Consider the following 13,354-nt stretch of genomic DNA (forward strand, 5'->3'; position numbering starts at 1 on the left):
TCGCTCAGACTGGGATGCGGTTTCCCGATCGACCCTCTGCGGGAAAATGTATCCCACCTTGAGGGGCAAAACTGGGACGCGGTTTCCGGTCCGGGCATCAAAACGAAGTTGCGGTGGAATAGTTCCTGTTTGGGGCTTTAACCAGCAAAAACAGGAACTATTTCACCGCAAGTTATGAGGGACGGGAGGGACTGGCCCTCTTACTCTTACAGATGGCGCTCCAGGAAGCGGAAGGCTAGGCGAATCCAAGGGCGAACCGCCACCTGCTTGTCCTCGTTGTCGACCGCGGTATTGGCATTGCCGAGCGAAAGGCCGTGACCGCCTTGGTCAAAGACGTGCATCTCGCAAGCGACGCCCTCCTCGGCCATACGCTGAGCAAACGGATAGACCTGCGCGATCGGCGCCGTTTTGTCATCGGACACGCCCCACACAAAGGTCGGCGGCATCTGGCGCGAAACATGCGTGGTAGGGCAGATATCGGCCAGGTGTTCTTCGGTGGCCTCGCCGCCGGTCACCATCGACAGGTAATCGTTGAGCAAATCGCGCCCCGTCTTGCCCCCTGTCTTGGGCACGCGCAAGTCGATGCGCGGATCGCGCGTCTGCATGTCGCGGACATAGGCAAAGTCGAGCAATGGATAGCCCAGCACCACGGCATCGGGACGAATGTCGTCCGGACGCGCCCCGGCAAGTGCCGCGAAGGGGCCGGTCTTCCATTGCGTTGCCAGCGAAGCGCAGATCATGCCACCCGCCGAGAATCCCACGACGCACACGCGCTTGGGATCGACATGCCACTCGTCGGCATTCGCACGAACCGTGGCGACCATCTTGGCAAGATCTGCCTGGGGGTGCGGAAAGCTCACATCACCCGTGCCACTCGTGACATAGTTGAGAACAAAGGCCTGGTACCCGTGATCCAAAAATGCAAACGCCACCGGGTCCTGCTCGTGCGGAGCGATGTGCGTAAACGCGCCTCCGCCGCAGATGATCACTGCCGGGCGACGACCATTGGGCTTGCCGGGCAGCGGTTCGGCCCCCATATAGGTAAACGTCGCCGGATATTCCTCGGTCGGCTCCTCGCCCCACAGCGCATGGCTCTCGACGATCATATATGCTCCCTTCGCGCGATTCGTGCGCACGTTATGTATCGCCTTCAAGCGTACCCCACTTGGACGCACGGCATCGAAACGTATCCGCAATAAGTTCCCTTCAACTGATATATCACATAATCCCAGCTCAGGGCCGTCGTTGAGCAGCGTAAAATAGAGACGCTGACCGAGCCGGTAACACACACGAAACGTTTCCGGCAAAACTACGCGTGCGCTACATGCGCACTTGATACGTTGGAGGCATCTATGGGTCTACTCGATTCGCTCAAGTCCACGTTCAACTCGTCGGGCGAGGCGTCCGTACCGCCCGCAGCAAGCTTCGCCACCCGCGAAGGCGTCATCTACGCTCCCGTTAACGGTGTGCTCGTCAATCTAAACGAGATTCCCGACGAGACCATCGCCTCGGGTATGCTCGGCCAGGGCTACGGCATCGAGCCCATCACCGGCACCATCTATGCGCCCGCTAACGGCCGCATCGGCGCCACCACCGTCACCAACCACTCTATTGGCATGATCACCGAGGACGGCCTTCGCGTGTTCATCCATGTCGGCCTGGGCACCGTACAAATGAACGGCAAGGGTTTTGCCCGCTTTGTCGAGATGGGCGATGTGGTCAAGGCAGGCCAGCCGCTCATCAGTTTCGACCGCGATGCCATTAAGGCCGCTGGCCACGAGGACATCGTGACCGTCATCATCTCCGAGCTCGATCGTCTTAAGAGCATCGACCATGTCGGCGAGTCTGGAACGCTTATCGGCGGCAACCCGCTCGTCAAGCTGGGCGACCCGCTGCTGGTGGCTAAGACCAAGTAACGAGTCCTGCGCCGTACAGCCAATAGGCAACACGCCAAGCGCCCACGACCATCTGGCCGCGGGCGCTTTTCGTTTGAAAACCGTCCCGTCAATATCTTATCTGTATAACCCAAATGAGCCGAGCTGCTAGAATATCGAACTATATGGATAACTATCATTCAACCGTTATGGGAGGATACGTGAACCGCACCAAAATCGCGCAGCTCTATGCCGATGCCGAGTCGCTCGGCGGCAAGACCGTCACTGTCGCCGGCTGGGTCAAGTCCGTCCGCGACATGAAGAACTTTGGCTTCGTCACGCTCAACGACGGCAGCTGCTTCCGCGACCTGCAGGTCGTCATGAACCGCGAGACGCTCGGCAACTACGACGAGATCGCCCACCAAAACGTCTCGGCTGCACTCATTTGCACCGGCACCGTCAAGCTGACCCCCGATGCGCCCCAGCCTTTCGAGCTTTCTGCCACCTCCATCGAGGTAGAGGGCACGAGCGCCCCGGACTACCCGCTGCAGAAGAAGCGCGCAACCGTCGAGTTCCTGCGCACCCAGCAGCACCTGCGCCCGCGCACCAACCTATTCCGCGCCGTGTTCCGCATCCGCTCTGTCGCGGCTGCCGCCATCCACCGCTTCTTCCAAGAGCAGGGCTTTGTCTACGTCAACACCCCCATCATCACCACGAGTGACTGCGAGGGCGCCGGCGAGATGTTCCGCGTGACCACGCTCGACCCCAAAAATCCGCCTCTCACCGCGTCCGGAGAGGTCGACTGGAGCCAGGACTTCTTTGGCAAGCACGCAAGCCTTACCGTGTCCGGCCAGCTCAATGCCGAGAACTTTGCCATGGCCTTTGGCGACGTGTACACCTTTGGCCCCACCTTCCGCGCCGAAAACTCCAACACCACGCGCCACGCCGCCGAGTTTTGGATGATTGAGCCCGAGATGGCCTTTGCCGACCTGAACGACTACATGGATAACGCCGAGGCCATGCTCAAGTACGTTCTTAAGGACGTTATGGCCACTTGCCCCGACGAGCTCAACATGCTCAACAAGTTTGTGGACAAGGGCCTGATCGAGCGCCTGAACCACGTTGCCAACTCCGACTTTGCCCGCGTCACCTACACCGAGGCCGTCGAGATCCTGGAGCAGGCCGTCGCCGCCGGTCACAAGTTTGACTATCCTGTCAGCTGGGGCATTGACCTGCAGACCGAGCACGAGCGCTTCCTGACCGAGGAGCACTTTAAGCGCCCGACCTTCGTGACCGACTACCCGGCCGAGATCAAGGCCTTCTACATGCGCATGAACGACGACGGCAAGACCGTCGCCGCCGCCGACTGCCTGGTTCCCGGTATCGGCGAGATTATCGGCGGCTCCCAGCGCGAGGAGCGCCTGGATCTTCTCGAGGCCCGCATCAAGGACCTTGGCATGGCCCCCGAGCAGTACAAGTACTATCTTGACCTGCGCCGCTATGGCTCCTGCAAACACGCCGGCTATGGCCTGGGCTTCGAGCGTTTGGTCATGTACCTGACGGGTGTGGGCAACATCCGCGACGTCCTTCCGCACCCCCGCACCGTGGGCAACGCCGATTTCTAATCGCCACAGCTCCGTCCCGCGCGTTACAGCGTGTCGCACCAGCGCCTCTCGGCAAGCCGAGGGGCGCTTTTTTCAACAGCATCCGTCAGGCTTTTGTCAAGCTTTTGGTCAGCTGATCAGGTCTGTTGAAAACTCGATCCGCCGCTTGCCGACGACTACCGACCACCCAGAGTGCCCTGCGCCCCTAAGCAAACCCCGTGTCCTAGGCTCCGTAGCGTCATCACCCAAAAACGGAAAGGACGTGAACGCAATGGCCAAACCCGCTGTTGAGAACTACGAGGCCACGACCAGGGGTGCTGCTTCCATGGCAGCCTATCGCGCTGTGCGCATCCTGCAACTCTTAAGCGAGCATACCGGTGAGGACAAAGCGCTTCCTCCCGATGAGCTGATCGAGCGTCTCGCCCATCCCGACGACCCCGCTCGCATGCCCATCTCGGCAGCGCGGCGCAGTATCCATACCGCGATTTCCGCCCTGCGACATGCCGGATACGAGATTGAGTACAAGCGCGGCGCGGGTTACCGACTTCTCACCCGACCGCTCTCCGACGAGGAAATCATTCGACTCCATGGCATGGTCATGCGCAACCGCTCCACACCCATCGCGACCAGGAAAAGCATAGCGCGCCATCTGGTCGCCATGGCAAGCGCCGACGTTCGCGGCTATCTCGATACGTCCGAGCCGGCACCAAGCGCAGAAGGCAAACCCGCCAAGACCACGCGACCGCCCGCCAAACGCATCGATACCTGCGAGCTCATCGAGCGGGCCATCGACCACGGAACCACGGTGAGCTTTGACATTTCAAGCGTCACGACACATGACAAGATCGAAGTGACGAGGATGACCGTTCGGCCTTTTGCCATCAAACAGCGAGACGACGTCTCGTATCTGCTGGGAACGGTCGTCGACGGGCACGGCTCAGACGACACCCTACGCACCGTCGAGGTCGGCCGCATGAGAAACGTTAGCACGCGCCTGCTCGACGGCAAGAAGCTCTTTGCCGCGCTGGACGAGGGGGAGCGGCCCGCGCCCGCCGCCTAAGTCTTGCCGTTGCCCGCCAAATCCCCCGCCGTCCATCCGGTTCAGTATTAAAAAACCCGACAGGTTGTTGAAAAAATGGGCATCGGCGCTACTATAGACCCACTTGCACTTTGTTTGAGTGCAGTGTTTCCAGCAATTTCTATACTGGGGGTAATGACATGAACGACATCACCATCAGCCGCAGGAGCCTTCTGGTCTCCGCCGGCCTGCTCGCACTGGCCCCGCTCGCCGGATGCGGCGGCAACTCTGGTTCCGGCTCTGCAGCCGCCGGTTCCGACTACACCATCGGCGTTCTGCAGCTCACTGAGCACCCCGCGCTCGACGCCGCCAACGACGGCTTTGTCAAGGCCATCAAGAAGAGCGGACTCAAGGTCAAGATCGACCAGAAGAACGCCCAGAACGACCAGTCCACGTGTAAGTCCATCGCCGACAAGTTTGTGGGCGACAACGTCAACTTGATCTACGCCATCGCCACGCCTGCCGCACAGGCTGCCGCCGGCGCCACGGCCGATATCCCCATCGTGGGCTGCGCCATCACCGACTACGCCGCCTCTGGCCTGGTCCAGGACAACGACAAGCCCGGCACCAACGTCACCGGCGCCTCCGACCTCACCCCGGTCGCCGAGCAGCTCGAGATGATGCAGAAGGTCCTGCCCGACGTTAAAAAGGTCGGTCTGCTCTACTGCACCGCCGAGTCCAACTCCGACGTCCAGATCAAGGCCGCCAAGAAGGAACTCGACAAGCTGGGCCTGGAGTACACCGATTTCACCGTCTCGAGCTCCAACGAGATCCAGTCCGTCGTCGAGTCTGCCGTAGGCAAGGTCGACGCGCTCTACTCCCCTACTGACAACACCATCGCCGCGGGCGCTTCGCAGGTCGGTCAGATCTGCAAGGAGAACAAGCTTCCCTTTGTGACCGGCGAGGAGGGCATGTGCATGGCCGGCGGCCTGTTCACCCTTTCCATCAACTATGAGGACCTGGGCTACGCCGCGGGCGAGATGGCCGTTAAGATTCTGAAGGGCGAGGCCAAGCCCGAGGATATGCCGATCAAGCACCTCCCAAGCAAGGATCTGGTCGTCGTCAAGAACGACGAGATGGCCGAGGCCCTGGGCATCGACCTTTCCGCTCTAGACGAGTAGCACCATGCGCGGTAACGCAGCTAGGCACGCGCTTGCGCCATAGCTGTGTTATTCAATATCTGAGTCATTGGGGCGAACGCTAAAGACCGGCGTTCGCCCTGCTTGTTTTTGGTAAAACAAAATGTCCGTCCGCTGCTCTTTTATGCATTGGTACCGCTATTATGGAAAATCACGTGTCCACCCTATCCTAGGAGGTATGAAGCATGCTCATTGCATTGCAGGGCGCCGTTTCGCAGGGTGTCCTCTGGGGCATTATGGTGCTTGGCGTGTTTATCACGTTCCGCCTGCTCGACATCCCCGATATGACCTGCGACGGCAGCTTTGCCCTCGGCGGCTGCGTCTGCGCCGTGCTCATCGTCAACAACAATGCCGACCCGTTGCTCGCCGTTTTGGCCGGCATGTGCGCCGGCGCCATTGCGGGCGCGGTGACGGGCATTCTGACCACCGTCTTTGAGATTCCCGCGATCCTCGCCGGAATCCTCACCCAGATCAGCCTGTGGTCCATCAATCTGCGCATCATGGGCAAATCCAACACGCCCATCCTTGCCAAGGGCACCGTGTTCTCGGCCGTCAGCAATATGACGGGCCTGCCGCAGTCCACCGTTGCCATCATCCTGGGCATCTTGCTCGCCGTGGCTATCGTTGCCATCCTGTATTGGTTCTTTGGCACCGAGATCGGCTCGGCGCTGCGCGCCACCGGCAACAACGAGTACATGATCCGTGCCCTGGGCGTCAACACCAACTCCACTAAGATGATCGCCCTCGTGCTCTCCAACGCCCTCATTGGCCTTTCGGGCGCGCTCATCTGCCAGAGCCAGAAGTACGCCGACATTGGCATGGGCACCGGCGCCATCGTTATCGGTCTCGCCGCCATTGTTATCGGCGAGGTGCTCGGCCGCCTGCTGCCCGGCGGTCTCACGCAGTTTAGCGTCCGTCTTGCCTCCGCCGTCTTTGGCTCCGTGGTGTACTTCCTCATCCGCGCCATCGTGCTGCAGCTGGGCATGGACGCCAACGACATGAAGCTGCTCTCCGCCGTGATTGTCGCCGTGGCCCTATGCGTGCCCGTGGTTTGGGAGCGCTATAAGCTCCGCAGCTCCTACACGAAGGGGGATGAGGCAGATGCTTAAGCTCTCGCACGTCAAGAAGACCTTTAACAAGGGCACCGTCACCGAAAAGCGCGCTCTTACCGGCGTCGACCTTACCCTCAACGACGGCGACTTTGTAACCGTGATTGGCGGCAACGGCGCCGGCAAGTCCACGCTGCTCAACATGATCGCCGGCGTATATCCGCTCGATTCGGGCGTTATCGAGCTCGACGGCACCGACATCTCGCGTCTGAGCGAGTCGCAGCGTGCCAAGTACCTGGGCCGCGTGTTCCAGGACCCCATGCGCGGCACCGCAGCCGACATGCAAATTGCCGAGAACCTGGCACTCGCCAAGCGTCGCGGCCAGCGTCGCGGCCTTTCGTGGGGCGTCACCAAGGCCGAGAAGGACGAGTACGTCAAGCTGCTCAAACGCCTGGACCTTGGTCTGGACACGCGCCTCAACGCCAAGGTCGGCCTGCTCTCGGGCGGCCAGCGCCAGGCACTCACCCTGCTCATGGCCACGCTCACCAAGCCGCGCCTGCTGCTGCTCGACGAGCATACCGCGGCACTTGACCCCAAGACGGCCTCTAAGGTGCTCAATCTGACCGAGGAGATCGTCGACGAGAACCACCTGACCACGCTCATGGTCACGCATAACATGAACGACGCTATCCGTCTGGGCAATCGCCTGATCATGATGCACGAGGGCCACGTAATCTACGACGTGGCGGGCGATGAGAAGAAATCGCTCACCGTGGCCGACTTGCTTCAGAAGTTCGAGGAGGTCTCGGGCGGCGAGCTCGCCAACGACCGCATGCTGCTGAGCTAAACCTACCAAAAAGGGACAGGTTTATTTTGGCAGGTTTTATCTGCGCAGACGTCAAAACCGCCGCAAAGGGACAGACACCTTTGCGGCGGTTTTCGCATATTATGTCGATAATCCAGCGTCAGCAGGGACCACTGGTTAAGAACTAAAGAAACTGCCATGAGAGGATCTCTTCCTCGTCTTGCTTGACCGCCGCACTCCTTGCCGGCGTACTCGCCGGCGTCCCAGCTTACGCCACCGCGGACGCCCCATCTCAAGCTATCGGCCCGTCCAATGTGATCGGACGGGCTTTTTGGTGGGTATCATGGTTGAACGATCTTGAGGAGGTTTTCCCTACATGGAATTGTTTGAGCCGATTCTTCATTTCTTTGAACAGCGGTGGGTCCACAACATCATCTGGGCTGGCATCTTGGCGATAGGCACCGCCGTCGCCGCCAAAGTCGTTTCCAAGACGCTGCGTCACCTGCTCAACCGCGACGATAACCCGCTTCCGGCATCGAGTATCTTCATCAACATTGCGCGCGCCGTCATCTGGATGATCGGCGGCAGTTTTATCCTCGACAACTGCTTTGGCATTAACGCAAACGCGCTCGTCGCCGCTCTTGGCGTCGGCGGCATTGCCATCTCGCTCGGCTTTCAGGACACGCTGTCGAACCTTATCGGCGGCATGCAGGTGACCTTTATGGGCATCATCAAGCCCGGCGACAATATCGAGGTCGGCGGCGTGTCGGGCGTGGTACAGGACATCACCTGGCGCCACACGACCATCGAGGATGCCTACGGGCAGACCATCATTGTGCCCAACTCCAACATCTCCAAGGACACGCTCGTGCATCTGATGCCCTTTGGGCGCGTGGCCGTGCCCGTTGCCGTAAAGGACACGTCTAAATGGGCTTCCCTTGACGCGCTGGCAGACGAGCTGACCAGCGCCACCAAGGCCGCCGTGCTTCCCATCTCGGGCTTTGACCAGGAGCCCTACGTGCTCTTTAGCGAAATCGGCGACTTTGGCATCAAGGGCAAGATCATCTTTATCGTCAGTGACGACAGCACCACACTCACCGCTGCCGACGCCTGCATCCGCGCTATCGCTCCCATCATCGCCTAAAGCACCACAAAGGGGACAGTGAACTGCCTCCCATTTCTTTGACATCGGAAAATGGGAGGTTTTCATTCGTGGTACCATAGTTCATACAGTTGTTTAAACGACTAAGGGAGCAAACTATGGAAGAGGCCTACCGTCAAGCACGCAAGCGCGGCGAGCAAGGACGTCGACGCGCCATTAGCCAAAGCGAGCATCCATACCTTACGGACCTCGACAGTTTGGTTGCCCAGCTCCCCCTAGGTCAGCGAGAGAATGTCGGCCTGCGGGATATTCCGCTCGAAATGGTTGTCGGCACGGTTACCAAGGGCCGTCAGTCCGCCTTTTCATGCAACTTTATGCCCCTGCTGCCGTTTAGCACCGAGTTCGCCCGCAAGTGGTCCAACCTCTACGACATTCAGGTAACCGAGGGCTATCGCGACCCCATCATTGTCACCGAGTTCATGCATAGGTTCTATGTCCAAGAGGGCAACAAGCGCGTCAGCGTCCTCAAATTCCTGGACGCCCCGACGGTTTCGGCCAAGGTCACCCGCCTCTACCCCGGCAAATGGGATTCCGTCGAAAGTCGCCTGTACGGCGAGTTCTGCGCGTTTTGGCGTGTCTGCCCCCTATACGAGATCGAGTTCTCGCGCGAAGGAAGCTACGAAACGCTCGCCAAGATGCTCGGTCAGAACCTTATCGAAAAATGGCCCCAAAAAAAGGTCGACTACCTGCGCCACACCTTCCTACTCTTTAAGCGCGCCTACCTTCGCGCGGGCGGCGACCACCTGGACATTACGCCCGCCGACGCCATGCTCGTCTACCTCAATGTGTACAACCAGGACCGCCTGCTGGATACGCCGACGGATATCGTCGTAAACCGCCTGTGCAAGATCTGGCGCGAACTGGTCATCGCCGGGAAAAGTGACGAGGACAAGGTCGATCTTGTCGAAGCGCCGAACGTCGATGAGGAGGGGTTGCCCGCCAAGTCCACCTCCGGCATGCTCAACTTCTTTATGGGCAAGACCGTCTATTCGGCGGCCAACCCCCTGCGCATCGCCTTTATCCATGAATTCACCTGTGCGACGTCGAGCTGGGACAGCCTGCACGACCAAGGGCGTCAGTATCTCGATGAGCATTTTGGAGGTATCGTGCGCACCGAGGCGTTTGAGGACTGCCACGATCCGGACGTGTTCTACGCCGCCGTGGAAACGGCTGTCAAACATGGAGCAAACGTCATCTTCTCGACCTCGCACCGCCTGATGGAATACACGCTCAGGGCTGCCGTTGAATATCCCCGGGTTCGGTTCCTTAACTGCTCCATCGGCCTTCCTCACCAAAGCGTCCGTTCGTACTTTGGCAAGATGTACGAAGCAAAGTTTCTCCTGGGCGCCCTTGCCGCCAGCATGGCGGACAACCACCGCATCGGTTACCACGCGTCGGTCTTCGCCTCGGGTGCACTCAGCGAGATCAACGCCTTTGCGATTGGAGCCTCGCTGCTCGACCCCCGTGCGCAAATTATCCTGACCTGGGGCGATGTGCCCGCCGGAGGCCTTGCCGAGGCCATGTGCCGCGAAGGCGTGAGCGTCATGACCGGCGCCGACATGTCAAAGTCGCTCGAAGACCCCACGGCCTACGGACTCCACCGTCTGGTCGATGGCAAGGTCGTCGGCATTGCCATGCCGGTGTGGAACTGGGGCCGATACTACGAGCTTATCGTGCGAAGTCTGCTGCATGGCACCTGGGACGAGACCAGTGACGACAGCCAGGTCCGCGCCGTCAACTACTGGTATGGCATGAGCTCGGGCGTTATCGACATTCGCTACGCTCCGGGCCTGCCCTATCAGACGCGCAAGCTTGTTCAGCTCCTCCGCAATGGCATCGTCGAGGGCTCCATCAATCCATTTGGCGGCGAGCTCCATAGCCAAGACGGCGTGGTGCAGATTGAGGGCTTTCCCCCACTGCCGAGCACGCAAATCGTCGAGATGGACTGGCTGGCAGACAACGTGGTGGGCACCATTCCGCAGCCTGACGATGAGCCGAAGGTCCGCGCCCTATGAAAATCCTTGCCATAGCCGATACCGAAGAGCGATGCCTGTGGGAGTGCTTTCGCAAGGAACGCTTTGAGGGTGTCGACCTAATTTTGTCCGCTGGCGATCTGGACCCGGACTATCTTGAGTTTTTGGTCACGGTCATCAACAGACCGCTCATCTACGTGCGTGGCAATCACGATGACCGCTACGCGCGTCATGCACCGGGCGGCTGCATCTGTGTCGAAGACACCGTGTACGCGTATCGCGGCGTCCGCATTGCGGGGCTTGGCGGCTCCATGCGTTACCGAGATGGCACTAACATGTACACCGAGCGCGAGATGGCCAAGCGCATGCGTAAGCTGTCCCGCAAAGTGAGGATGGTCGGCGGCTGCGACATCTTGCTCACCCATGCGCCCGCCGCCGGCATGGGCGATCTGGACGATCTGCCGCATCGGGGATTCGAATGCTTTAACACAGCACTCGAGACATGGAATCCCGACTACATGGTGCACGGGCATGTGCACCAATGCTATGTTCGCGACTTTCAACGCGAACGCCAGCACGCATGCGGGACGACGATTATCAACGCCTGCGGCTATACGCAGTTTGAGCTGGACGAGGCGCGCTACCCCATCCGTGGATGGCAGGCAGCCTGGCTCAATTCGCAAACCATGCGCCGCGAGCTCAAGCGCCACGAGGCAATCGAGTCCTCAACCGCCAGAACCCCCTGGTAACCACCACAAAGGGGACAGGTGCCTTTGTGGTGGTTCCGGACATCTCAACACTACAGCGCGGCGATGACCTTATCGCCCATCTGGGTCGTGCCGATGATCTTATCGGCAGGGGTACTGGCATCGGCAATGTCGCGGGTGCGCCAGCCTTCATCAAGCACACGTGCCACGGCATTTTCGATCCAAGCAGCCTGCCCACCCATGTCGAGCGCGTACGTGAGCAGCATTGCCGCCGACAGGATCTGCGCGAGCGGGTTAGCGATACCGAGCCCCGCGATGTCGGGCGCGCTGCCGGCGCTCGGCTCAAACAGCGACACGCCATCGCCCAGCGAAGCCGAGGCAAGCATGCCGAGCGATCCGGTAATCTGTGCCGCCTCGTCGGAGAGAATGTCGCCGAACATGTTCTCCGTAACTACGACGTCAAAGTCGGCCGGCCGGTTAATGAGCTGCATGGCGGCGTTGTCGACGAGCAGGTCCTCAAGCTCTACATCTGGATACTCCTCGTCATGCACGCGATGCACGATCTCACGCCACATGCGGCTCGTCTCCAATACATTGCGCTTGTCCACGCTTGTCACCTTGCCGCGGCGCTTGCGAGCTGCCTCGAACGCCTGGCGGGCGATGCGCTCAACTTCGTACTCGCGGTACTCCATTACGTCAACCGCGCGCTGGCCAGCCACACCGTCGGTGCCCGCGCCGCCCTCGTCATAAAAGCGCTCGTGCTTGCCAAAGTAAATGCCACCGGTAAGTTCGCGGACGAGTACCATGTCAACACCCTTGATGACTTCGGGACGAAGCGTCGATGCGCTGGCAAGTGCGTCGTAGATTTTTACGGGGCGAAGGTTGGTATAGAGGCCGAGTTCTTTGCGGATACGCAGCAAGCCTTGCTCGGGGCGCGGGGCCGCCGGATCGGTCGAATCCCACTTTGGGCCACCGACGGATGCCAACAGCACGGCGTCCGACGCCTTTGCCGCCGCAAGGGTTTCATCGGGCAGCGGATTGCCGCACGCATCGATCGCCGCGCCACCAATCAGGTGATCCTCAAAGGCAAACTCTATGCCAGCGCGCTTGCCCGCGGCAGCCAGCACCTTCTTACCCTCGGTAATAACCTCGGGCCCAATTCCGTCACCAGGAAGACAGCAGATCTTATAGGTCTTCTTCACGTTGCAGCTCCAGCTCTCGCTACTCGGCCCGTTTGCAAACGGATTATCCAGCTTGACCGTCATAATCGCTTACGCCTCCTGACCCTTTGCCGCGACAATCTTGGCACGCGTGCGCGCAACCAAACCGCCGGCCTCGATAATCTCGGCAATAAATGGCGGGAACGGCTCAGCTGTAAAAGTCTCGCCAGTACGCTCGTTGGTGATGACACCCGCATCGGTATCGACCTTCACGGTATCGCCGGCACAAATCGCATCGACGGCTTCGGGGCACTCCATAATGGGCAGGCCCACGTTAATGGCATTGCGATAGAAGATGCGTGCGAAGCTCTTGGCAATAACACACGACACCCCTGCAGCCTTAATGGCAACCGGGGCATGCTCACGCGAAGAACCGCAACCAAAGTTCTCCTCAGCCACAATGATGTCACCGGGCCTCACGGCAGAGGCAAACGCGGGATCAATATCCTCCATAGCATGCGAAGCCAAATGCGCATGATCCGACGAGTTCAAATACCGAGCAGGAATGATGACATCCGTATCAACGTCACGACCATATCGAAAAACCGAACCTTCAAAGTTCATATCATTCTCCGTTCAAACATGGAATGCGGGGGATTTGATATTTACTTACTTACTCGGACAGTCCTGCTCGCACGGAGAGCACATTAAGTGCTCTCCGGCTCGTGCGGAACTCGACGCAAGCAAATATCAAATCCCTCGTTCGCGTTTCGGCTACAAAAAAGCTAATGGAAAGTTAGCGT

General features: G+C 59.7%; 12 protein-coding genes. 9 read left to right on the forward strand and 3 right to left on the reverse strand.

Annotated features, from left to right (window positions below):
• Positions 1-206: 206 nt before the first annotated feature.
• Positions 207-1,106 carry an alpha/beta hydrolase gene (locus ACQRAP_RS04945; protein WP_427793558.1) on the reverse strand — a complete coding sequence of 300 codons (900 nt, stop codon included), beginning with the start codon at positions 1,104-1,106 and terminating at the stop codon, positions 207-209.
• Positions 1,107-1,352: 246 nt separating this feature from the next.
• On the opposite strand from ACQRAP_RS04945, the gene ACQRAP_RS04950 reads away from it, so the two are divergent.
• From ACQRAP_RS04950 to ACQRAP_RS04990, 9 genes are all read left to right on the forward strand, one after another.
• On the forward strand, positions 1,353-1,916 hold the full coding sequence (locus ACQRAP_RS04950) for a PTS sugar transporter subunit IIA (protein WP_154514730.1): 564 nt from the start codon (positions 1,353-1,355) through the stop codon (positions 1,914-1,916).
• Positions 1,917-2,095: 179 nt separating this feature from the next.
• Complete coding sequence (gene asnS / locus ACQRAP_RS04955; protein ID WP_427795057.1) at positions 2,096-3,499, forward strand: asparagine--tRNA ligase; 1,404 nt, start codon at positions 2,096-2,098, stop codon at positions 3,497-3,499.
• A gap of 250 nt (positions 3,500-3,749) precedes the next feature.
• Positions 3,750-4,538 carry a hypothetical protein gene (locus ACQRAP_RS04960; protein ID WP_427795058.1) on the forward strand — a complete coding sequence of 263 codons (789 nt, stop codon included), beginning with the start codon at positions 3,750-3,752 and terminating at the stop codon, positions 4,536-4,538.
• Between the two features lie 158 nt (positions 4,539-4,696).
• Positions 4,697-5,677 carry an ABC transporter substrate-binding protein gene (locus ACQRAP_RS04965; protein WP_427727074.1) on the forward strand — a complete coding sequence of 327 codons (981 nt, stop codon included), beginning with the start codon at positions 4,697-4,699 and terminating at the stop codon, positions 5,675-5,677.
• A gap of 203 nt (positions 5,678-5,880) precedes the next feature.
• Positions 5,881-6,804: an ABC transporter permease gene (locus ACQRAP_RS04970; protein WP_427718394.1), complete on the forward strand. Its 924-nt coding sequence runs from the start codon at positions 5,881-5,883 to the stop codon at positions 6,802-6,804.
• Positions 6,797-7,591: an ABC transporter ATP-binding protein gene (locus ACQRAP_RS04975; protein ID WP_117839998.1), complete on the forward strand. Its 795-nt coding sequence runs from the start codon at positions 6,797-6,799 to the stop codon at positions 7,589-7,591. The genes ACQRAP_RS04970 and ACQRAP_RS04975 overlap by 8 nt, the downstream gene beginning before the upstream one ends.
• Positions 7,592-7,925: 334 nt before the next feature.
• Entirely contained in the window at positions 7,926-8,693 is a 768-nt protein-coding gene (locus tag ACQRAP_RS04980) for a mechanosensitive ion channel family protein (RefSeq protein WP_427718391.1), read from the forward strand.
• 116 nt (positions 8,694-8,809) lie between these two features.
• Positions 8,810-10,726 carry a BMP family ABC transporter substrate-binding protein gene (locus tag ACQRAP_RS04985; RefSeq protein WP_427795059.1) on the forward strand — a complete coding sequence of 639 codons (1,917 nt, stop codon included), beginning with the start codon at positions 8,810-8,812 and terminating at the stop codon, positions 10,724-10,726.
• Positions 10,723-11,433: a metallophosphoesterase family protein gene (locus ACQRAP_RS04990; protein WP_427795061.1), complete on the forward strand. Its 711-nt coding sequence runs from the start codon at positions 10,723-10,725 to the stop codon at positions 11,431-11,433. The genes ACQRAP_RS04985 and ACQRAP_RS04990 overlap by 4 nt, the downstream gene beginning before the upstream one ends.
• A gap of 50 nt (positions 11,434-11,483) precedes the next feature.
• On the opposite strand, the gene leuB is transcribed toward ACQRAP_RS04990, so the two are convergent.
• Both leuB and ACQRAP_RS05000 read right to left on the reverse strand, forming a co-directional pair.
• The gene (leuB, locus tag ACQRAP_RS04995; protein WP_427795062.1) at positions 11,484-12,656 is read right to left on the reverse strand and encodes a 3-isopropylmalate dehydrogenase; all 1,173 of its coding nucleotides are present in this window, start codon (positions 12,654-12,656) and stop codon (positions 11,484-11,486) included.
• Positions 12,657-12,662: 6 nt separating this feature from the next.
• A complete protein-coding gene (locus ACQRAP_RS05000) occupies positions 12,663-13,175 on the reverse strand; it encodes a 3-isopropylmalate dehydratase small subunit (protein WP_427795063.1) in 513 nt (170 codons plus the stop codon).
• Between the last annotated feature and the right edge of the window lie 179 nt (positions 13,176-13,354).

The sequence above is a fragment of the Collinsella sp. SGI.180 genome (assembly GCF_050313455.1).
Classification (GTDB): Bacteria; Actinomycetota; Coriobacteriia; order Coriobacteriales; family Coriobacteriaceae; genus Collinsella.